The following is a 19,691-nucleotide window of genomic DNA, read 5'->3' on the forward strand; positions in this document are numbered from 1 at the left end:
AAACCCATAAATTAATCCTTTAATTTTGAAACAATTTTCTTTATGTCTTGTTCTTTATTTTTTGGATAAATTAACAACACATCATCTTTATCAACGATGATATAATCGGTTAAGCCATCAATTACTACTAATTTTTTTCCTTCGGTTCTAATGATGTTATTTGTTGCATTTTCCAAATAAACCGATGCATTAACAACTGCATTTTCTTGTTCGTCTTTTGGTAATTTATCATATAAAGAACCCCAAGTCCCTAAATCGTTCCAATCAAAAGTTGCGGGTAACACGTAAACGTTTTGCGCTTTTTCTAAAATCGCATAATCGACTGAAATGTTTTGAGCTAAAGGATAATTATCTTTAATAAAATTAACTTCTTTAGGTGTATTCAAAACTTCGTAGCCATTCATAAAATGGGCAAACATTACAGGCTGAAACTCTTCATAGGCTTTTAAAACGGTTTTCGCACTCCAAACGAAAATTCCAGCATTCCAAAGAAAATTACGACTTTGGATAAACTTTCTTGCGGTTGCATAATCTGGTTTTTCACGAAATTGTTTTACTTTTTTAACAGGTCTTGAGTCTAATTTATCAAACTCGATGTAACCATAACCTGTGTTAGCAAATGTTGGTAAAATTCCTAATGTCATTAAATTTTCATCGCGCTCACAGAAATCAAAGGCGTGTTGCAAATTAGAACAAAACTGCACTTCATCTTCAATCCAATGGTCAGAAGGTGCTACAACCATTACTGCATCAGGATTTTGCTTTTTAATTTTTAAAGAAGCATACAAAATACATGGCGCAGTATTTCGCATTACAGGTTCTAAAATAATTTGCTCTTGTTGTACCATTGGCAATTGTTCTAAAACGATGCTATTGTAATCTTCATTGGTAAGAATTAGGATATTTTCTTTAGGAATAATTTGAGAAAGTCTGGTAAATGTTTTTTGAATTAACGTTTCACCAGTTCCTAACATATCGTGAAATTGCTTAGGGAATTCGGTAGTACTTACTGGCCAAAAACGTGAACCAACTCCACCAGCCATCAATATTGCGTAATAATTTTTATTCATAATTTATAAGTCAAAAGCCAAAAGGCATTAAGCATAATAATCTCAATTTAATTCGGTAACAATTCCACTTCAGCATTAGGTTGAAACAAATACATTCGTCCAGAACTCACTTCCATACATTCGTATCGTTTTACGCGTAAAGCTATTTTTTTAAAAATTTTTCCGTTGTGAATTCTAAAATGGCTTCCAAAAGGAATTTCAAAGATATAATTTTTATCGGTTTCTTTTTGGTCGAACTGTTTTAATGCTAAAGCTAATTTCGCATCGGTATCGCTACTCGCTTTAGGATTTCTAAAATGTTTTGCCAGCAAGGGCAACAATTGATTTGGGAAAATTTCTGGACGAATAAACGGCACCATCATGCGTTGAAAAGTGAGTTTCCATTCTTCACCGTGTGGTTTTATGTTTCGACCATATTTTTCAAAGGCAACTAAATGTGCAATTTCATGAATTAGTGTGATTAAGAATCGGTATTTATTTAAACTTGCATTTACGGTAATTAAATGATACCCTTGCGCATCTTTTCGATAATCGCCATGACGTGTTTGACGTTCGTTGACAATTTTAAGATGCACGTGATTGGCTTTGATTAACTCAAAACAATGATGAACAGCGTGTTCTGGAAGGTATTTTTGTAAAATAGTTATCAATTAATGAGTTATGAGTTATTAGTTATTTTTCTTTGAGGTTATAATTATACTTCTAATTATTTTCAAAACTTCATGACAATTTGGATGAATAGAATCAAATTCTTCTTTAGATATAAAATTCGTTTCCTTCAGAAGTTCTAACCAATACATAGATTCGTCACACTCTTTTTGAGAAATAGAAAGTTTATGAATAAAATCAGCTTTACTTTGAGCATTAACTGCTTCACGAACATTAGCTCCAACTGAAGTAATTGAGCGAAGAAATTGTTTACTCATTATAAATTCTTTTTTCTCAGTGACTAAACTCTTATAAAAATTAACTCCTAAAATAGATAACTCAAAACTTTTCCTTTTTACAATACTTTCACTCATAATTTATAATTAAAAACTCATCATTATTTAAGGCGTTGACGATGAAACTTGCAATACTTTTCCGTTGAAATATTTGTTTCCGGTTAATGCAAAATTGAAGATGTAATCTGCCATTTCTTTTGCTGAAAGCGGTGCTTCGTAACCCGGAAATGCTTCTTGTAACATTTCGGTATTAACCGCTCCAAGTGCCAAAACATTGAAGGCAATTCCTTGTTCTTTGTATTCTTCTGCTAACAATTCTGATAACGTAATTACTGCGCCTTTACTTGATGAATAAGCGGCTAATCCAGAGAATTTCATACTGCCTTGAATTCCTCCCATCGAACTAATTGTTACTACATGACTTCCTTTTTCCATGAAAGGAATACAGATTTTTGTCAATTCGGCGACCGCAAAAACATTGACTTTATATATGTTTTGAAATTCCTCAGCAGAAATTTGCGTGAACGTTTTATGCAATAAGCTTCCAGCATTATGAATTAAAATATCGACTTTTTTCCAAGTTTGTGAAATAAATTTTTCCACTTGAAGCAATTCTGCTGGATTTGAAATATCAATTGATAAACACGTAATGTTTTGGTGTTCGATTAGCTCTTTTGGCGTTTTACGTGAAATGGCTAAAACTTGATGTCCTTCATTTGCAAATTGCAACGCTAATTCATAACCAATTCCGCGAGAAGTTCCGGTAATAATTATATTTTTATTTTTCATTTAACTTGATTTCTTTTTTTGGAGCATTAATCATTTGTTCTAAAACCGGAATTGTTTTTGAGATTACATTGGTCATGTGTTTTGTATCCATCATTTCAAATTCATCATCAGGCTGGTGATAAAATTGAAAATTTTCAAAATCAAATGTCGAAACGGTTTGTGCAGGCACTTCAAATTCTGTAAAAAAAGGATAATTATCAGAAGCTCTAAACAACATATATTTGGTTTCAATTGGCAAATAACCTACTAATTTTTCTCCTGCATATTCATTCATTTTTGAAGCCATATTACTTCTACCAAAACCTGTTAAATAAAAATCCATGCCTTTATCTTTCATTGGAACACCAATCATTTCAAAATTGAACATGAAATACAAATTCATTTTTTGCTCTTTTAATTTTAGTGCCAAATGTTTTGAACCTAAAAGCCCTTTTTCTTCTGCCGAAAAGAATACAAAAAGAATACTGCGTTTGTTATTTTTATACTTTGCAAAATATTTTGCTACTTCGGTTACGGCAGTTGTTCCAGAAGCGTTGTCGTTTGCTCCGTTACCAATATCATCACCATTTACAGCTGCAATTTTTCCAATATGATCATAATGCGCACCAATAATTACAAATTCATTTTTTAATTTTGAATCTGTACCTTCTATATACCCTACCACATTGTAAGACGTTTTTTCAAAATTTGACAACGTATCGCGATACGTTTTAAAATAAGGCTGGATTCCGTTTTCTTTCAATAGATTTTCAAGATAAATCGAAGCTTTTTCAATTCCTTCACTTCCAGAATCTCTTCCTTCAAGTTCATCAGAAGTCAAATACGAAAGGGTTTTTATAACATTTTCTTCTGAAACTTTATATTTAATAAGACTGGCTTGATTCGTTTTTTCAGGCTGTGGTTTAGAGGCACATGAAAACAATACGAATACCAATAAAAAGATGTAATAGCGCATAAATTTAGTTTTTAGTAAAAATAAAAAAATCCCGATTAATAATCAGGATTTTAATATAAATATGTTTTACAATTAAGCTAACATTGTAACTGGATTTTCCATAAACGCTTTAAACGTTTGTAAGAATTGTGCTCCTGTTGCTCCATCAACTGTTCTGTGGTCACAAGCTAAAGTAACAACCATTGTATTTCCTACAACAATTTGTCCGTTTTTTACAACTGGTTTTTCAACAATTGCACCAACAGATAAAATAGCAGAATTTGGTTGATTGATAATCGATGTAAACGATTGAATTCCGAACATTCCCAAGTTAGAAATGGTAAACGTACTTCCTTCCATTTCAGCAGGTTGAATTTTTTTAGATTTTGCTTTTCCAGCTAAGTCTTTTACGTTTGAACCTATTTGAGTCAAACTCATTTGGTCTGTAAATTTCAATACTGGAACCATTAATCCGTCTTCAACTGCTACTGCTACTCCTATATTCACATGGTGATTGATAACCATAGCATCTTCTCTCCATTGTGAATTCACTTGTGGATGTTTTTTCAATGCCATCGCACTCGCTTTGATTACCATATCGTTGAAAGAAACTTTCGTTTCTGGTAATCCGTTAATCATATTTCTTGAAGCAATTGCATTGTCCATATCTAACTCGATAGTTAAATAATAATGCGGTGCTGTAAATTTAGATTCTGATAATCTTCTCGCAATGGTTTTACGCATTTGCGAATTTTTAATTTCTTCTTGGAATACTTCTCCAGCAGGAACAAATGGTTTAACAGTTGCAACTGCATTTGTTGCTTCTGCTACTGCTTGAGATGGAGTTGCTACTGCTGATGGAGCGAAATTCTCCACATCAGATTTCACAATTCTTCCATTTTCACCTGAACCTTTTACTTGAGACAAGTTGATTCCTTTATCTTGAGCAATTTTTTTTGCTAATGGCGAAGCGAATATTCTTGAGTTATCTGTTGATTGTTGTTTGTTTTCTGTTACCTCAGATGGTGTTGAAGTATTTGAAGATTCAACTTTTGGTTCTGAAGTTTCGGAATTAGCAACAGCACCTACTTTATAATTTGCCGCAATTCCTGAAACATCAGTTCCTGCTGGCCCTAAAATAGCTAAGATTGTATCTACTGGTGCAGAATCGCCTTCTTGCACTCCGATATATAATAAAGTTCCTGCATTGAATGACTCGAATTCCATTGTAGCTTTATCGGTTTCGATTTCAGCTAAAATGTCACCTTCTTTTACAGCATCACCTACTTTTTTCAACCAAGTTGCTACTGTTCCTGTTGTCATCGTGTCAGACAAACGAGGCATAGTTACTACTTTTACTCCTGCTGGTATTTCAACGGTGCTCAATGTAGCTGGCGTAGTTTCTTCTTTAATTTCGGCTTTATCATCTTTCACTTCAGGAGTACTTCCACCATTTAATAATGTTGAAATATCTTCACCTGCAGTACCGATGATGGCTAATAATGAATCAACTGGAGCAGATTGTCCTTCTTGAATTCCGATGTGTAATAAAACACCATCATGGAATGATTCAAATTCCATTGTAGCTTTATCGGTTTCAATTTCGGCAAGAATATCTCCTGTTTTAATAGTATCACCCACTTTTTTCAACCAAGTTGCTACAACTCCTTCTGTCATCGTATCACTCAAACGGGGCATTGTTATAATTTGTGCCATAGTTCTTATAATTTATGTGGAATGAAAGGATAATTTTCTTGTTCGTATACTACATCATATAACTGATTAACTTCTGGAAATGGAGAATCTTCAGCAAATTTCTCACATTCAGCCACTAAATCAGCAACTCTTTTATCAATTGTTTCGATTTCAGCTTCTGTAGCGTAGTTATTTTCTTTGATAATATCTAAAACTTGAGTAATAGGGTCGATTTTTTTGTATTCTTCAACCTCGTCTTTAGTTCTATACAATTGCGCATCGGACATTGAGTGTCCTCTATAACGGTATGTTTTCATTTCTAAGAAAGTTGGTCCGTCTCCACGACGCGCTCTTTCCATTGCTTCATGCATAGCTTCCGCTACTTTCACTGGATTCATTCCATCCACTGGTCCACATGGCATTTCATAACCCAAACCTAATTTCCAAATATCAGTATGGTTCGCTGTTCTTTCAACAGAAGTTCCCATTGCGTATCCGTTATTTTCAACGATAAAAACAACTGGTAATTTCCATAGCATTGCCATATTAAAAGCTTCGTGTAAAGAACCTTGACGTGCAGCACCATCACCAAAATAGGTTAAAGTAACACCTCCAGTTTCAAAATATTTATCTGCAAAAGCCATACCTGCTCCAACTGGAATTTGCGCTCCAACGATACCATGACCTCCATAAAATCCGTGTTCTTTAGAGAAAATATGCATTGAACCACCCATACCTTTTGAAGTACCAGTAACTTTTCCATACAATTCTGCCATTACTTTTCTTGGATCCACACCCATTCCGATTGGTTGAACGTGGTTACGGTAAGCTGTAATCATTTTGTCTTTTGACAAATCCATAGCGTGTAAAGCTCCAGCTAATACTGCTTCTTGACCGTTATATAAATGTAAAAATCCTCTAACTTTTTGTTGGATATAAACCGCAGCTAATTTGTCTTCAAATTTTCTCCAAAACTGCATGTCTTCATACCATTTAAGGTAAACTTCTTTGGTTATTGGCTTCATCATGTTTGTTTTTTAATTCAATTTTATTGCAAAACAGGTTAAATGATTGTTTGCAATTTTACGAAAAGCAAAAATACTACATAGAACCTTACTGAAAAAATTAAATTCTATGATTTTTGTGTTTTTTTGTATTAAATCGTTAAAAAAATCTACGAAATCGTTATAGATGATTTTTATCGAAAACTAAAGGTAAAATATTTTTCAATGAATCGGATTTGTAAATTGGCCCTTTAACTCCCATGAAAAATATTTCAATTGGAACATCTTGTTTAAATTCGTACTCGGCTATCGCTTGACGACAACTTCCACATGGTGGAATTGGCTCTGCTAAATCTCTATCTTGAGGCGATGCTGTAATAAACATTTTTACAATATTTGCATTAGGATAGTTAGCGCCTGCGTAATATATAGCCACGCGCTCAGCACACAAACCCGAAGGATAAGCGGCGTTTTCTTGATTTGAACCTTGAACAACAATTCCGTTATCCAATAAAATTGCAGCACCTACTGTAAATTTTGAATAAGGAGCATATGCCTTGCTTCTTGCTACAAAAGCTTGATTCATCAATTCGGTTTCCTGTACTGACAATTCTTCCTTTGAAAGAACTGAGATGGTCGTATTTATACTAATTTGCTTCATATGTGAGGAAAAAAAATCCAAATTCTAATATAAGAATTTGGATGATTTAATAATTTGTTTTTTTATTTAATATTCATCGTATTCATCGCCAAAATTAAATGTTAGCGAAAAACGCAAGGTGTTTTCAAGTGGATTTCTCACTTTGGATGCTGAGAACAAATAAGAAACATCTACTTTAACAACATTATACTTAAAACCAGCACCTAATGAAAAGAATTTTCTCGCACCTTTCAATTCATTTTCGTTAAAATAACCTAAACGTAAGGCAAATGATTCTTGGTATGAATACTCTGCTCCTAAAGCCCAAGTAAATTCTTTTAATTCTTCAGAAAACCCGTCTGGCGCATCATTAAATGACTTAGCAATTCCATCTACCCATCCAATTTTTCTATATTCTGAAACGGCAAGACTGTTCATATCATCCACTTCATCTTCCTCTGTTCCAGAAATTGTTCCGTCTCCATCAATATCATAATATTGAATTCTAGATGGTGGAGTTGGCACTAAAAGTTTTGTAACTTCCGCTGTAACACCAATCTTATTATATTCGTCAAAAATAAAGTCAAACCCTCCACCTAAACGCATATTTGCAGGTAAAAAATTTGAGCTACTATCTAAATTATCATTATCGTAATTTATTTTTGGCCCTAAATTCTGAAAATTAAAACCCGCTCTCCATCTCCCATTAAAATCTTCATAAGCAACTTCTTCCGATTGGTAAAACCCTGAAACATCAACGGCAAAAGAAGATGCAGCCGTAGCATCGCCATTATCTGTTGCAATTTTTAAATTAGATCGAATATATCTTGCACCAATTCCCATTGCAAAACGCTCACTTAATTTCAAAGAATAAGAACCGTCTAAAGCAAATTCGTTAGGACTAACAGTTGTTAATGGGGTTCCTATTTCATCTGTCAATTGAATGTCACCTAATCCAAAATAGCGCAATGAACCAGCAAAGGCACTTTTTTCATTAATTCTATTGTAATATGTAATTTGCCCCAAAGAAATATCATTAGCAATACTAGTTAAATATGGGGTATAACTTACAGAAAAACCTTGCTTTTGTAATGAAAAAGCGTATTTTGAAGGATTATATTGTTGTGAAAAAGCATCTGCAGATGTTGCCACACCCATATCTGCCATACCTGCAGAACGTGCATCAGCTGCTATAAGTAAGAATGGTACTCCTGTTGTTATAACTCGATTATTATCTTCTTGTGCTTTTGCAAACTGACCAACTACTAAAAAGGTTAATAATATAGCGATTTTTTTCATTGTATTCATAGTAATTAATTTGACAAATATAGTATTTTATTATAGTATTACAAGTTTCTCGTATTTTTCTGCTGATTTTCCAGTTGTAACTGACTTTACCGTTAATTTATAAACATAAACTCCTTTCCCAATTCTATCACCAAAATCGTCTCGACCATCCCAAGTAATTTCTCTACATAAAAACCCTTCTGTTACTACTTGTTGATTTATAGTTTTTACCAATTTTCCGGAAATAGTTAAAATTTGAACCTGAACATCTAACGGCTCAAATGGCATATTATGGTTGAACCAAAACTCGGTGTAACTTACAAATGGATTTGGATAGTTTAACACTTTCTCAATTCGCAATCCTTCATCTGAACAAATAGCATTGAATTGGATTTCAGCTGTAACCAAATTGTTATAAACATCCCAAGCCTTAAACAAAACAGTATGTAAACCAGGAGTCAAATCTCTGAATGGAAAACGTACAAAACCTTTTGTATAATCGTCATTTTCTGTTTCATAATATTCGTTCAAAATGTATGGATTGGTTTCATCTCCATCTAAAATTGCAACAATATCGTGTCCAATTCCACTTGCTGTATTGATTCCGTTTTCATCCTCCAAGAAAGCTAATAAAATAGGAGAGCAATTTGTAATTCCACCCGAAACAAAACCTTCATCATTCATATGCAATCGAACTTTAGGCGGATTTGTATCACTTACTGCATTTACGTTAACGCCACCAATTTGGATTGTTTTATCAAAACCTGTTTGATTATCTAAATTTGGAATAGCTCTTTTTGCATAAAAACTAATTTTTCCATTTCCAACAGGAATACGAATATCTTGAGGCACGACAAAACTAAATTCAAATTGTCCATTAACCACTGAAGCATTTCCTCTAAAGACAGTTTCCCCTAACGTTGTAAAATCCATTGTAATTAAACCTCCTGAATCTGTTATTCCATTATTACCTAAAGTAGTTCTATTGATATCTTTATCGAAAATTTGAACCGCTAAATCACCGTTGTAATTTGAAATCAGAACCTCATTTTCATCTCTAACTTCGCCTGAAATCTTCACCAAACTCAACGCCTGAAGCACTGGTAAAGGTTGATTTACAGGAACATCATTTACCTTAGTTAAAACAACTTTTGGCTTTGGAATTGCTAGCTTCATTGCAGGATCTCCAATGTAAAACACAACCCTTCTATTATCTGAACCTGTAGACAATTTTGTCATCCGCAAGGCTTCTGCAATAGTTGGATAATCATTAGAACCAAAGGCATATAAATCCTCACTCAACAAATTATTCATCGTAAACCCTGTTGAAACACCTATTTGTCTTGTTGTCGCAATTAATCCTATTGCACCTCCCGACTTATTCCAAAACATAAACTCTCCTCCTGTTAACCTGTTTGGGTCATCAAAGCGTGTAAACTCACAAGTTATTGTAACAAACAAAGGATATCTGTATCGGTTGGTTAAATTTTGCGCATCTAATTTTTCAAACAATCGCTCTCTGGCTAATGCCTCCTCATTTCCATGTCCAAAATAATTAAAAACAAGAGCTCCTAATTCTATAGCGTCTAAAAAATCAGCTTTAGCTTCTGGATATCGTTCACCACCTGCAGCCACTTGTTGTACATAAGCATCGGTATGAATTTTTTTTACATTTACAAAAGGCTTTTGAGAAGTTAAAACATCGGCTAAATTATTTAAACCAAATTGCAATGTAGCATCTGTAGAATTATCAGCATCATCAGAATATATCACAAAATTATTACGCCAACGTCCATAGGATTTTTCATCATGATATTCAATTACTTTATTCACCATTTCTTGTGCTTGAGAAGTACTTGAAACCAACATTCTTCCAACTGCAATATCAATTCCGTCAAATCCAGTAGTCATAGTGCCTTCACCATTATCCATCATTCCGAAAAAATCATCAGACATAAATGAAGAAAACAATGAAAAATTTGAAGCATTATTGGTTTCAGATGCTTGAGGATTAAACCCATGAAAAACAGGAACAATATTGTTATTATTAGGTACCCTATCTTTGTAATCATAAGAAGCATCCCCAAAAAGATTCACATATTTTACTCTTTTATCGGGAGAAGAAGCATTCCAATATACATACTTTATTAAATTTCGAATAGCCGCAATATCTTGCTTTCCTGATGAAAATTCATGATACAAATTTTCTAAAGCAACTACACGAACACTCATTCCAGAATTAGTTCTGTGAAAATTAGCAAGTGCTTCAGCTTGATTTACTAAGAACTGTGGCGTAAAAATTAAATAATCTATATCTTCAAAATTTCCAGAAACATCTTTAAAAATTGTCCCTTTAATATTTTGATTTGCAACTGTTGATGTAGTTTCTTTTGAAGGAGCGTATACATCGCTTAAATCTACCGCAATATATTTTCGAGCAGTTCCTAAATTTACTTTAAAAGAAAAATTTGCTCCCGAAGTATTAACATATTTTGAAACATTGTAAATATCCGTTACATCCCAAACCTGAGAAATTGCATTTGCACCTGTTAAATTATACTGAGCAACACCGATATTATTTTGTTGATCATCGTTAAAAAACATAAATTGTTTTCCAAAACCTGTTAAATTTCTTTTAGTTTTTAAACGAATAAAATCTAAATATCCGTTAGAACTAGGAACACCACCATTATCATAGTTCAAACGAATTGAAATAGTAGAAGAAGTAGCCGTAAAGGTTGTATTCAAGGCAGATTCAAATCCTTCAGTACCGCTAAAAGGAACCAATTGAGGAAAACTCACTGTGCCTATATTGGCGCCATTTACATTGAAATTAAAAGAAGAATTTCCAAATGATTTTGAAGCCGTATTTATTTTTAATTCAACAGGAACAGAAGTATCAAGATTTGGAATAGAAAAATCAAACGTTTGACTATCATCAATATTAAATTGCTCTCCAAACCATCTTCTGCCTACTTTTCCACCATTAACCAAATCTTTTTCATAATAAAGAACATCATCAAACTGAGTAAATTGCAAATTTGATACAGCTGTAGGTTCGATTGCATTTAAAATGCGTTTGCCTGAACCACCAGTAGTTGTAACATAGTAATACGCTTTATCTGAAAATAGATTAACACTAGTCAAACTTTCAGAATTCCAAGTATCAACTCCTTCTGCATAAAACAAAATATAATCTGATGCATCAAAAACACCATCTTCTTCTCCTATAAATTGAATTGCATTCTCCTCTAAATCTAATGGATAAGAAGTATCGTTTAATAAGGGCAACATCCTTCCTCCATTACCATAAATTTTAATTGTACGGGGATCCACATTAACATTTAAACCCAAACTTTGTAAAAAAGATTTTGAAACTTTATATACACCAGACTTTTCTATGTAAAATTTATACCAATTTCCAGAAGCTAAAACCGAATTCGTAACTGCTGAAATAGAAAATGCATTCCGATTATCAACTTTATTAGAAACTGAATTATTATTTAATGAATAAGTAAAAGAAATTACTTTCTTAAATCCAGACCCCTCTTTTATTATTGGATTAAAAGACAAAAAACCTTTAAAAATTCCACGTGCATTAGCCGTTTCAAACCTTGCATTTATAGAAGTTGTAATTTGTGATTTATCTAAATCATACAAATCATTTGCATTGAGATTTTCATAAACAACATTAGTAATTTGCAATGCATTATTATCTAATACATTTGAAACATCAATAACCTTTCTAAAACCAATGGTTTTGCTTATCACATTATATACAAAATGCTCATTTTGAAATTGAGGGATTTTTACGGTAAAATCACCCAAGTCATATTCAAGCTTAGAATTCCAATTTAGTGTAATTGTTTCTGTTTGTTGAGCAACAACATTGCTAATAAACAAAACATATATATATAGGAGTATCTTTTTCATCTGTTTTAAAACGTATATTTGGAAAATATATTACAAAGAGAAAAAATTATTTTATTTTAATCTAATTTTTACAATAAAATATATGCAAATACGTTGTAATAAAAAGGAATTTAACGCAAGATTAATTTTTTTTTACAAAATTTTAAAAACGTGTTGCATATTAATACATAATTATTATCTTGCGACACTAAATTTATTACCTACTAAAGTATGAAAATTAAGAAAATTATGGCTTTAAAATTGTTAGTTGTAGTAGCTCTAACAATAGGTTTTACTGGTTGTACAAAAAAAGGAAGCACTAAAGGTGGTTCTTCAGCAACTGGCTGGAAAATCAACGATAAAAAAGGTGGATTTCAGTTTAACGACAAGTTCAAAAAACAAGAAACTCCTCCAGGAATGGTTCCTGTTGAAGGCGGAACGTTTACAATGGGTAAAGTTCAAGATGATGTAATGCATGATTGGAATAATTCTCCAAATCAACAACACGTTCAATCTTTTTACATGGATGAAACTGAAGTTACCAATAAAATGTATTCTGAATACTTGTATTGGGTAAAGACAGTTTTTCCTCCAACAGAAGAAAACTACAAAAACATCTATAACGGTGCAATTCCAGATACTTTAGTTTGGAGAAATCGTTTAGGTTACAATGAAACAATGACTAACAACTACCTAAGACATCCTGCCTATGCAGATTATCCAGTAGTTGGTGTAAATTGGATCCAAGCAACAGAGTTTAGCAAATGGAGAACTGACCGTGTAAATGAAAACATTTTAGAACGCGAAGGCTATTTGAAAAAAGACAACAAAATTATGCTTGGTACTGAAGTTACTGCAGAAAAATCATTCAATACTGAAGCATATATCAACACTCCTTCTACTTCTTTTGGAAGTAATGAAGAAGTAGTTCTTAAAAAAGAAATGGGTGGAGGGAGAAGACCAGCCGCTGATACTGCTAAAAACGTATATGCACAAAGAAGTTCTGGTTTAATTTTGCCAGAATATAGACTTCCAACAGAAGCTGAATGGGAATATGCTGCGCTTGCATTAGTAGGCAATAGAGAATATAATATCTACAAAGGACAAAAGAAATATCCTTGGAGTGGTCAATATACTCGTTCAGGAAAAAGACAATACCGTGGAGATCAACTTGCAAACTTTAAACAAGGTAAAGGTGACTACGGAGGAATTGCTGGATGGTCTGATGATGGTGCTGATATCACTAATAAAGTAAAAAGTTACAGTCCAAATGACTTTGGATTATATGATATGGCTGGAAACGTTGCTGAATGGGTACAAGACGTTTATAGACCAATGGTTGACGACGAAGCTAATGACTTTAACTACTTCAGAGGTAACGTTTATACTAAAAATAAAATCGGAGAAGATGGAACTGTTGAATTAGTAACATCTGATAACATCACTTATGATACATTGAGTAATGGTAGAATCATGGCAAGAAATTTCCCTGGTCAAATTGCACAAGTACCAGTTGATGAAAACGAAACATATTTAAGAACACAATTCTCAACCTCTGATAATAGAAATTATAGAGATGGTGATAGACAATCTACACGTTTCTTTAAGTTTGGTTCATCTGACGAAGAAGGTGGAGAAGGTGAAGAAGAAAAATTCAGAATGTATGAATCACCAAAACATAAGATTTCAACTTCAGTAGACTCTACTGGTACAGAAAAGAAAATGGTGAAACAATATGACAAATCTGATAAAAGAACTACACTTATTGACGATAATGTAAGAGTTTACAAAGGTGGATCATGGAGAGATAGAGCTTATTGGTTAGACCCAGCTTCAAGAAGATTTTTCCCTCAAGATATGGCAACTGACTACATAGGTTTCAGATGTGCAATGTCTAAAGTTGGACCAAAATCTAATAAAAAGACTCCAAGAGGAAATCCTAAAAATTAATTTTCTACAAAATACTTTAAAAAGCCCTTTTTTGCAAAAGGGCTTTTTTTTATCTTCGTTATTTATAAATTCATTTCAAATGACAATAAATTCAATTCACTCCTTATTTTTAGAATGCACAGAAGTTTCAATAGATACTAGAAAAATCCAAAAAGACTGCTTATTCATAGCATTAAAAGGAGACAATTTTGACGCAAATACTTTCGCTCAAGAAGCTTTAAACAAGGGTGCTAAATATGTAATCATTGATAATAAGAATTTTTATATTAACGAAAGAACTATACTCGTAGACAATACTCTTAAAACTTTACAAGAGCTTTCAAAATTTCATAGAAAATACCTTAATCTACCAATTATAGCATTAACAGGAAGCAATGGCAAAACAACCACAAAAGAACTAATTCTTGCTATCCTCTCAAAACAATACAAAACAATAGCAACAATAGGTAATTTAAACAACCATATTGGTGTCCCTCTAACATTGTTGCGATTTACAAAAGATACCGAAATCGGTATTGTTGAAATGGGAGCAAATCATCAAAAAGAAATAGAATTTTTGTGCGAAATAGCTAAGCCAGATTATGGCTATATAACAAACTTTGGAAAAGCCCATTTAGAGGGTTTTGGAGGAGTTGAAGGTGTAATCAAAGGCAAAAGTGAGATGTATGAACATCTAATCAGAAACAATAAATTAATATTTGTGAATTATGATGATCCAATACAAAATGACAAAACAAAAAATCAAATAAGATATACATTTTCTGCCAACGAAATTAACGTTGACGTTCATATAAATAAAATTGAAGCTAATCCAATGGTAGAAATAAAATACAATTCTTTAAGAATAAAATCAAATCTAATTGGAATATACAACGCAAACAATATCAATGCTGCTATTACAATTGGAAAATATTTTAAAATACCTGATGTATTAATTAAAGATGCAATAGAAAACTATATACCTGAAAATAATAGATCACAATTAATCAAAAAAAATAGTAATGAAATAATTTTAGATGCTTACAACGCAAATCCAAGTAGTATGCACGCGGCAATAACAAACTTTATTCAACTTGATAAAACCAATAAAATTGCTATTCTTGGCGATATGTTTGAATTAGGCAGTGAAAGTCTTAGCGAACATAAAAAAATCATTAATTTAATAGAAAATGAATCAAGAATTAAAACTTATTTTATTGGCAAATATTTTTATGCTAACAAAATAAAAAATCAAAATACAATCTTCTTTAAGGATTATAATTCTTTTTCTGAATACTTAAAAGAAAACAAACCAACTGAGGAGACTCTAATATTAATTAAAGGTTCTCGTGGAATGGCATTAGAAAGAACTTTAGAAATACTATAATTTTTAAAAAATTTAGTCTACAAATTAAAGAAAGTGTTTTTTATGCAGTTTTAATACTTTTATAAGAACATCAAATTTAAAAAAATCAATTATCTAAGCCATCTACAACAACACTTTCAACATAATTTTTTAACTTATAAGTCTTTATAATTTAAAACTAATTATTAGAAGAGAAATGGAACAAGAGAAAGCCCATATAAACTGGTTAAGTGAACAAATTAATGTTTTACTACAAAATAAGTAATCAGTTTTAAAATTTAGTAATTAACCTATTTTTTATAAAACCCTACCTAAGGCTTTAAAAAATACTTGAATCTTTAGCAAAACTAAGCATGTTCAAAGACAGCTAATTCTCCCAAATTACTTTACAATAATGCCGTTTTTTTGGGATCAACTACACTGTTCAGAGTGCTAATTAAATTTTATGAACATTATTAAAAACAAAAAACCCCTCATCGATAGATGAAGGGTTTTCAAAAGAAAGGCGGCGACATACTCTCCCACATTACTGCAGTACCATCTGCGCAATCGGGCTTAACTTCTCTGTTCGGAATGGGAAGAGGTGAGCCCCGACGCAATAACCACCTTAAGAGGTTATGTTGCTTTGGACAACATTTACAATTCGTAATTCATAATTTTAAATTCGTAATTGCAATAATATCTTAACATACTGAGATAAATAAATTTAAAGAAAGTTTCTTCCTCCGCCGAAGCGGAGGAATTGTACATAAGCTTACGGGTTATTAGTACTACTCGACTATGACATTACTGCCTTTACATCTATAGCCTATCGACCTAGTCATCTTCTAGGACCCTTAAAAGAAATCTCATCTTGTGGTGGGTTTCGCGCTTATATGCTTTCAGCGCTTATCCCTTCCCAACGTAGCTACTCTGCAGTGCTCCTGGCGGAACAACAGATACACCAGCGGTTAGTCCAATTCGGTCCTCTCGTACTAGAATCAGATCCACTCAAATTTCTAACGCCCACAGTAGATAGAGACCGAACTGTCTCACGACGTTCTGAACCCAGCTCGCGTGCCACTTTAATGGGCGAACAGCCCAACCCTTGGGACCTTCTCCAGCCCCAGGATGTGACGAGCCGACATCGAGGTGCCAAACCCCCCCGTCGATATGAGCTCTTGGGGGAGATCAGCCTGTTATCCCCGGCGTACCTTTTATCCTTTGAGCGATGGCCCTTCCATGCGGAACCACCGGATCACTATGCTCTACTTTCGTACCTGATCGACCTGTATGTCTCTCAGTCAAGCTCCCTTATGCCATTGCACTCTACGCACGGTTACCAAGCGTGCTGAGGGAACCTTTAGAAGCCTCCGTTACTCTTTTGGAGGCGACCACCCCAGTCAAACTACCCACCAAACAATGTCCCCCGCATAGCGGGGTTAGGCCTCAGACAAGCAAAGGGTGGTATTTCAACAATGACTCCACAACGCCTAGCGACGCCACTTCACAGTCTCCCACCTATCCTACACATCACGTGTCCAAGGTCAATATTAAGCTATAGTAAAGGTGCACAGGGTCTTTTCGTCCCACTGCGGGTAAGCGGCATCTTCACCGCTACTACAATTTCACCGAGCTCATGGCTGAGACAGTATCCAGATCGTTACACCATTCGTGCAGGTCGGAACTTACCCGACAAGGAATTTCGCTACCTTAGGACCGTTATAGTTACGGCCGCCGTTTACTGGGGCTTCAATTCAATGCTTCTCCGAAGATAACATCTCCTCTTAACCTTCCAGCACCGGGCAGGTGTCAGGCCCTATACTTCATCTTACGATTTTGCAGAGCCCTGTGTTTTTGATAAACAGTCGCCTGGATCTTTTCACTGCGGCCACGCCTGAGCGTGGCGACCTTTCTCCCGAAGTTACAGGTCTATTTTGCCTAATTCCTTAGCCATGAATCTCTCGAGCACCTTAGGATTCTCTCCTCAACTACCTGTGTCGGTTTACGGTACGGGTACTTATAATCTAAGTTTAGAAGATTTTCTTGGCAGCCTTTAGGTACACTATCACTTTGTCCGAAGACTCCGTGTACTATCGCATTTCACCAGTCCCAGCGGATTTGCCTACCGGGCCTATAGCTAAGTGCTTTAACGAACTATTCCGTCAGTTCGCGGTACTTTCACCACTGCGTCTCTCCATCACAATTATAAGTAGTACGGGAATATTAACCCGTTGGCCATCGACTGTCCCTTTCGGGTTCGCCTTAGGACCCGACTAACCCGCAGCTGATTAGCATAGCTGCGGAAACCTTAGTTTTTCGGTGTGCGGGTTTCTCGCCCGCATTATCGTTACTTATGCCTACATTTTCTTTTCTAAACAGTCCAGCATGACTCACATCACACCTTCGACCCAGTTTAGAATGCTCCCCTACCACTTACGTAAAACGTAAATCCATAGCTTCGGTAATATGCTTATGCCCGATTATTATCCATGCTCGTCCGCTCGACTAGTGAGCTGTTACGCACTCTTTAAATGAATGGCTGCTTCCAAGCCAACATCCTAGCTGTCTGGGCAGACAAACCTCGTTATTTCAACTTAGCATATATTTGGGGACCTTAGCTGATGGTCTGGGTTCTTTCCCTCTCGGACATGGACCTTAGCACCCATGCCCTCACTGCTGGTAAACATTATATAGCATTCGGAGTTTGTCAGGAATTGGTAGGCGGTGAAGCCCCCGCATCCAATCAGTAGCTCTACCTCTATATAACTTATACCCAGCGCTGCACCTAAATGCATTTCGGGGAGTACGAGCTATTTCCGAGTTTGATTGGCCTTTCACCCCTACCCACAGGTCATCCGAAGACTTTTCAACGTCAACCGGTTCGGACCTCCACTATGTGTTACCACAGCTTCATCCTGCCCATGGGTAGATCACACGGTTTCGCGTCTACCATTACTGACTAAAGCGCCCTATTCAGACTCGCTTTCGCTACGGATCCATACCATAAGTACTTATCCTTGCCAGCAACGGTAACTCGTAGGCTCATTATGCAAAAGGCACGCCGTCACCCCACGAAAGGGCTCCGACCGCTTGTAAGCGTATGGTTTCAGGATCTATTTCACTCCGTTATTCACGGTTCTTTTCACCTTTCCCTCACGGTACTGGTTCACTATCGGTCTCTCAGGAGTATTTAGCCTTAGCGGATGGTCCCGCCAAATTCACACAGGGTTTCACGTGCCCCGCGCTACTCAGGATACCACTATCTATATCTTCTCTTACCCATACAGGACTATCACCCTCTTTGGTTTACCTTTCCAGGTAATTCCGGTTCAATCCGCATAGAATGTCGTGGTCCTACAACCCCAACATTGCCGTAACAACATTGGTTTGGGCTAATCCGCGTTCGCTCGCCACTACTTACGGAATCACTTTTGTTTTCTTCTCCTCCGCCTACTTAGATGTTTCAGTTCAGCGGGTTTGCTCTCCTATCGGAGTGACATGTCTTCAACATGCCGGGTTGCCCCATTCAGGTATCTACGGATCAATTCGTGTGTGCCAATCCCCGTAGCTTTTCGCAGCTTATCACGCCTTTCATCGCCTCTGAGAGCCTAGGCATCCCCCATACGCCCTTATTTTGCTTATGTGCCGCCTAATTCTATATAATAAAACTAGGACTTTTTTTAATAAATACGCGATAAATCGCATATCTACTGTACTTTCTACTTTTTAAATATTTTTATCTCAATATGTCAATGAACTTTTTCCGCTTAACGGATTGTGGAGAATATCGGAGTCGAACCGATGACCTCCTGCGTGCAAGGCAGGCGCTCTAGCCAGCTGAGCTAATCCCCCAATTTTTAATTAAAAATTATGAATTATGAATTACGAATTTTATAATTCCTAATCTCTCAACTTCTAAAATTTCCTCTAATAAATAAAACTTTACTACTTTTTAATTCGTAATTCTTAATTCGTAATTAAAAGTAGTAGTCCCGCCCAGACTCGAACTGGGGACCCCTACATTATCAGTGTAGTACTCTAACCAGCTGAGCTACGAGACTCTGTTTTTACTTATTTGTATTATTTGAATTAACAGCGAGAGTAATATTTTGCGTATCGTTAAGTTAGCGCCTCGTCTC

At 34.9% G+C, this 19,691-nt stretch carries 12 protein-coding genes, 2 tRNA genes and 2 rRNA genes; 2 read left to right on the plus strand and 14 right to left on the minus strand.

Translation table 11 applies throughout. The features are described 5' to 3' along the window. Positions 1-11: 11 nt before the first annotated feature. The 10 genes from OLM52_RS09140 to porU form a co-directional block, all read right to left on the minus strand. Positions 12-1,070, minus strand: a complete 1,059-nt coding sequence (locus tag OLM52_RS09140) for a mannose-1-phosphate guanylyltransferase (RefSeq protein WP_264548216.1) — start codon at positions 1,068-1,070, stop codon at positions 12-14. Positions 1,071-1,117: 47 nt separating this feature from the next. Further along, on the minus strand, positions 1,118-1,720 hold the full coding sequence (locus OLM52_RS09145) for a SprT-like domain-containing protein (RefSeq protein ID WP_264548217.1): 603 nt from the start codon (positions 1,718-1,720) through the stop codon (positions 1,118-1,120). Positions 1,721-1,738: 18 nt separating this feature from the next. Next, positions 1,739-2,092, minus strand: coding sequence for a four helix bundle protein (locus OLM52_RS09150; RefSeq protein WP_264548218.1), 354 nt, complete (start codon positions 2,090-2,092; stop codon positions 1,739-1,741). Positions 2,093-2,119: 27 nt separating this feature from the next. Further along, a complete protein-coding gene (locus OLM52_RS09155) occupies positions 2,120-2,803 on the minus strand; it encodes an SDR family NAD(P)-dependent oxidoreductase (RefSeq protein ID WP_264548219.1) in 684 nt (227 codons plus the stop codon). Then, the gene (locus OLM52_RS09160) at positions 2,793-3,758 is read right to left on the minus strand and encodes a M28 family metallopeptidase (protein ID WP_264548220.1); all 966 of its coding nucleotides are present in this window, start codon (positions 3,756-3,758) and stop codon (positions 2,793-2,795) included. Before OLM52_RS09160 ends, OLM52_RS09155 begins: the two co-directional genes overlap by 11 nt. A gap of 72 nt (positions 3,759-3,830) precedes the next feature. After that, the gene (locus tag OLM52_RS09165) at positions 3,831-5,453 is read right to left on the minus strand and encodes a pyruvate dehydrogenase complex dihydrolipoamide acetyltransferase (protein ID WP_264548221.1); all 1,623 of its coding nucleotides are present in this window, start codon (positions 5,451-5,453) and stop codon (positions 3,831-3,833) included. A gap of 5 nt (positions 5,454-5,458) precedes the next feature. Further along, positions 5,459-6,457, minus strand: coding sequence for a pyruvate dehydrogenase (acetyl-transferring) E1 component subunit alpha (gene pdhA / locus OLM52_RS09170; protein WP_264550533.1), 999 nt, complete (start codon positions 6,455-6,457; stop codon positions 5,459-5,461). A 160-nt stretch (positions 6,458-6,617) separates the two neighbouring features. After that, the gene (locus OLM52_RS09175) at positions 6,618-7,097 is read right to left on the minus strand and encodes a cytidine deaminase (RefSeq protein ID WP_264548222.1); all 480 of its coding nucleotides are present in this window, start codon (positions 7,095-7,097) and stop codon (positions 6,618-6,620) included. A 66-nt stretch (positions 7,098-7,163) separates the two neighbouring features. Continuing rightward, positions 7,164-8,375 carry a type IX secretion system outer membrane channel protein PorV gene (porV, locus tag OLM52_RS09180; protein WP_264550534.1) on the minus strand — a complete coding sequence of 404 codons (1,212 nt, stop codon included), beginning with the start codon at positions 8,373-8,375 and terminating at the stop codon, positions 7,164-7,166. Between the two features lie 39 nt (positions 8,376-8,414). Next, positions 8,415-12,296 carry a type IX secretion system sortase PorU gene (gene porU / locus OLM52_RS09185; RefSeq protein WP_264548223.1) on the minus strand — a complete coding sequence of 1,294 codons (3,882 nt, stop codon included), beginning with the start codon at positions 12,294-12,296 and terminating at the stop codon, positions 8,415-8,417. A 210-nt stretch (positions 12,297-12,506) separates the two neighbouring features. Here porU and gldJ point away from each other — a divergent pair, with 210 nt between their 5' ends. Together gldJ and OLM52_RS09195 are read left to right on the plus strand one after the other, a co-directional pair. Then, a complete protein-coding gene (gene gldJ / locus OLM52_RS09190; protein ID WP_264548224.1) occupies positions 12,507-14,225 on the plus strand; it encodes a gliding motility lipoprotein GldJ in 1,719 nt (572 codons plus the stop codon). Positions 14,226-14,304: 79 nt separating this feature from the next. Continuing rightward, a complete protein-coding gene (locus OLM52_RS09195) occupies positions 14,305-15,591 on the plus strand; it encodes a UDP-N-acetylmuramoyl-tripeptide--D-alanyl-D-alanine ligase (protein WP_264548225.1) in 1,287 nt (428 codons plus the stop codon). 479 nt (positions 15,592-16,070) lie between these two features. Here the strand turns inward: OLM52_RS09195 and rrf are convergent. The 4 genes from rrf to OLM52_RS09215 all read right to left on the minus strand — a co-directional run bounded on the left by rrf (position 16,071) and on the right by OLM52_RS09215 (position 19,613). Next, positions 16,071-16,180, minus strand: a 5S ribosomal RNA gene (rrf, locus tag OLM52_RS09200). 134 nt (positions 16,181-16,314) lie between these two features. Continuing rightward, positions 16,315-19,196 (minus strand): 23S ribosomal RNA (locus tag OLM52_RS09205). 134 nt (positions 19,197-19,330) lie between these two features. Next, a tRNA-Ala gene (locus OLM52_RS09210) sits at positions 19,331-19,404 on the minus strand. 135 nt (positions 19,405-19,539) lie between these two features. Further along, positions 19,540-19,613, minus strand: a tRNA-Ile gene (locus OLM52_RS09215). Between the last annotated feature and the right edge of the window lie 78 nt (positions 19,614-19,691).

The organism is Flavobacterium sp. N2820 (genome assembly GCF_025947285.1).
Taxonomy (GTDB): domain Bacteria; phylum Bacteroidota; class Bacteroidia; order Flavobacteriales; family Flavobacteriaceae; genus Flavobacterium.

Coding starts and splice junctions, on each gene's coding strand:
- porU (WP_264548223.1), bottom strand. CDS start 12,296: ATGAAAAAGATACTCCTATATATATATGTTTTGTTTATTAGCAATGTT.
- OLM52_RS09140 (WP_264548216.1), bottom strand. CDS start 1,070: ATGAATAAAAATTATTACGCAATATTGATGGCTGGTGGAGTTGGTTCA.
- OLM52_RS09195 (WP_264548225.1), top strand. CDS start 14,305: ATGACAATAAATTCAATTCACTCCTTATTTTTAGAATGCACAGAAGTT.
- OLM52_RS09150 (WP_264548218.1), bottom strand. CDS start 2,092: ATGAGTGAAAGTATTGTAAAAAGGAAAAGTTTTGAGTTATCTATTTTA.
- OLM52_RS09155 (WP_264548219.1), bottom strand. CDS start 2,803: ATGAAAAATAAAAATATAATTATTACCGGAACTTCTCGCGGAATTGGT.
- gldJ (WP_264548224.1), top strand. CDS start 12,507: ATGAAAATTAAGAAAATTATGGCTTTAAAATTGTTAGTTGTAGTAGCT.
- pdhA (WP_264550533.1), bottom strand. CDS start 6,457: ATGAAGCCAATAACCAAAGAAGTTTACCTTAAATGGTATGAAGACATG.
- OLM52_RS09175 (WP_264548222.1), bottom strand. CDS start 7,097: ATGAAGCAAATTAGTATAAATACGACCATCTCAGTTCTTTCAAAGGAA.
- OLM52_RS09165 (WP_264548221.1), bottom strand. CDS start 5,453: ATGGCACAAATTATAACAATGCCCCGTTTGAGTGATACGATGACAGAA.
- porV (WP_264550534.1), bottom strand. CDS start 8,375: ATGAAAAAAATCGCTATATTATTAACCTTTTTAGTAGTTGGTCAGTTT.
- OLM52_RS09160 (WP_264548220.1), bottom strand. CDS start 3,758: ATGCGCTATTACATCTTTTTATTGGTATTCGTATTGTTTTCATGTGCC.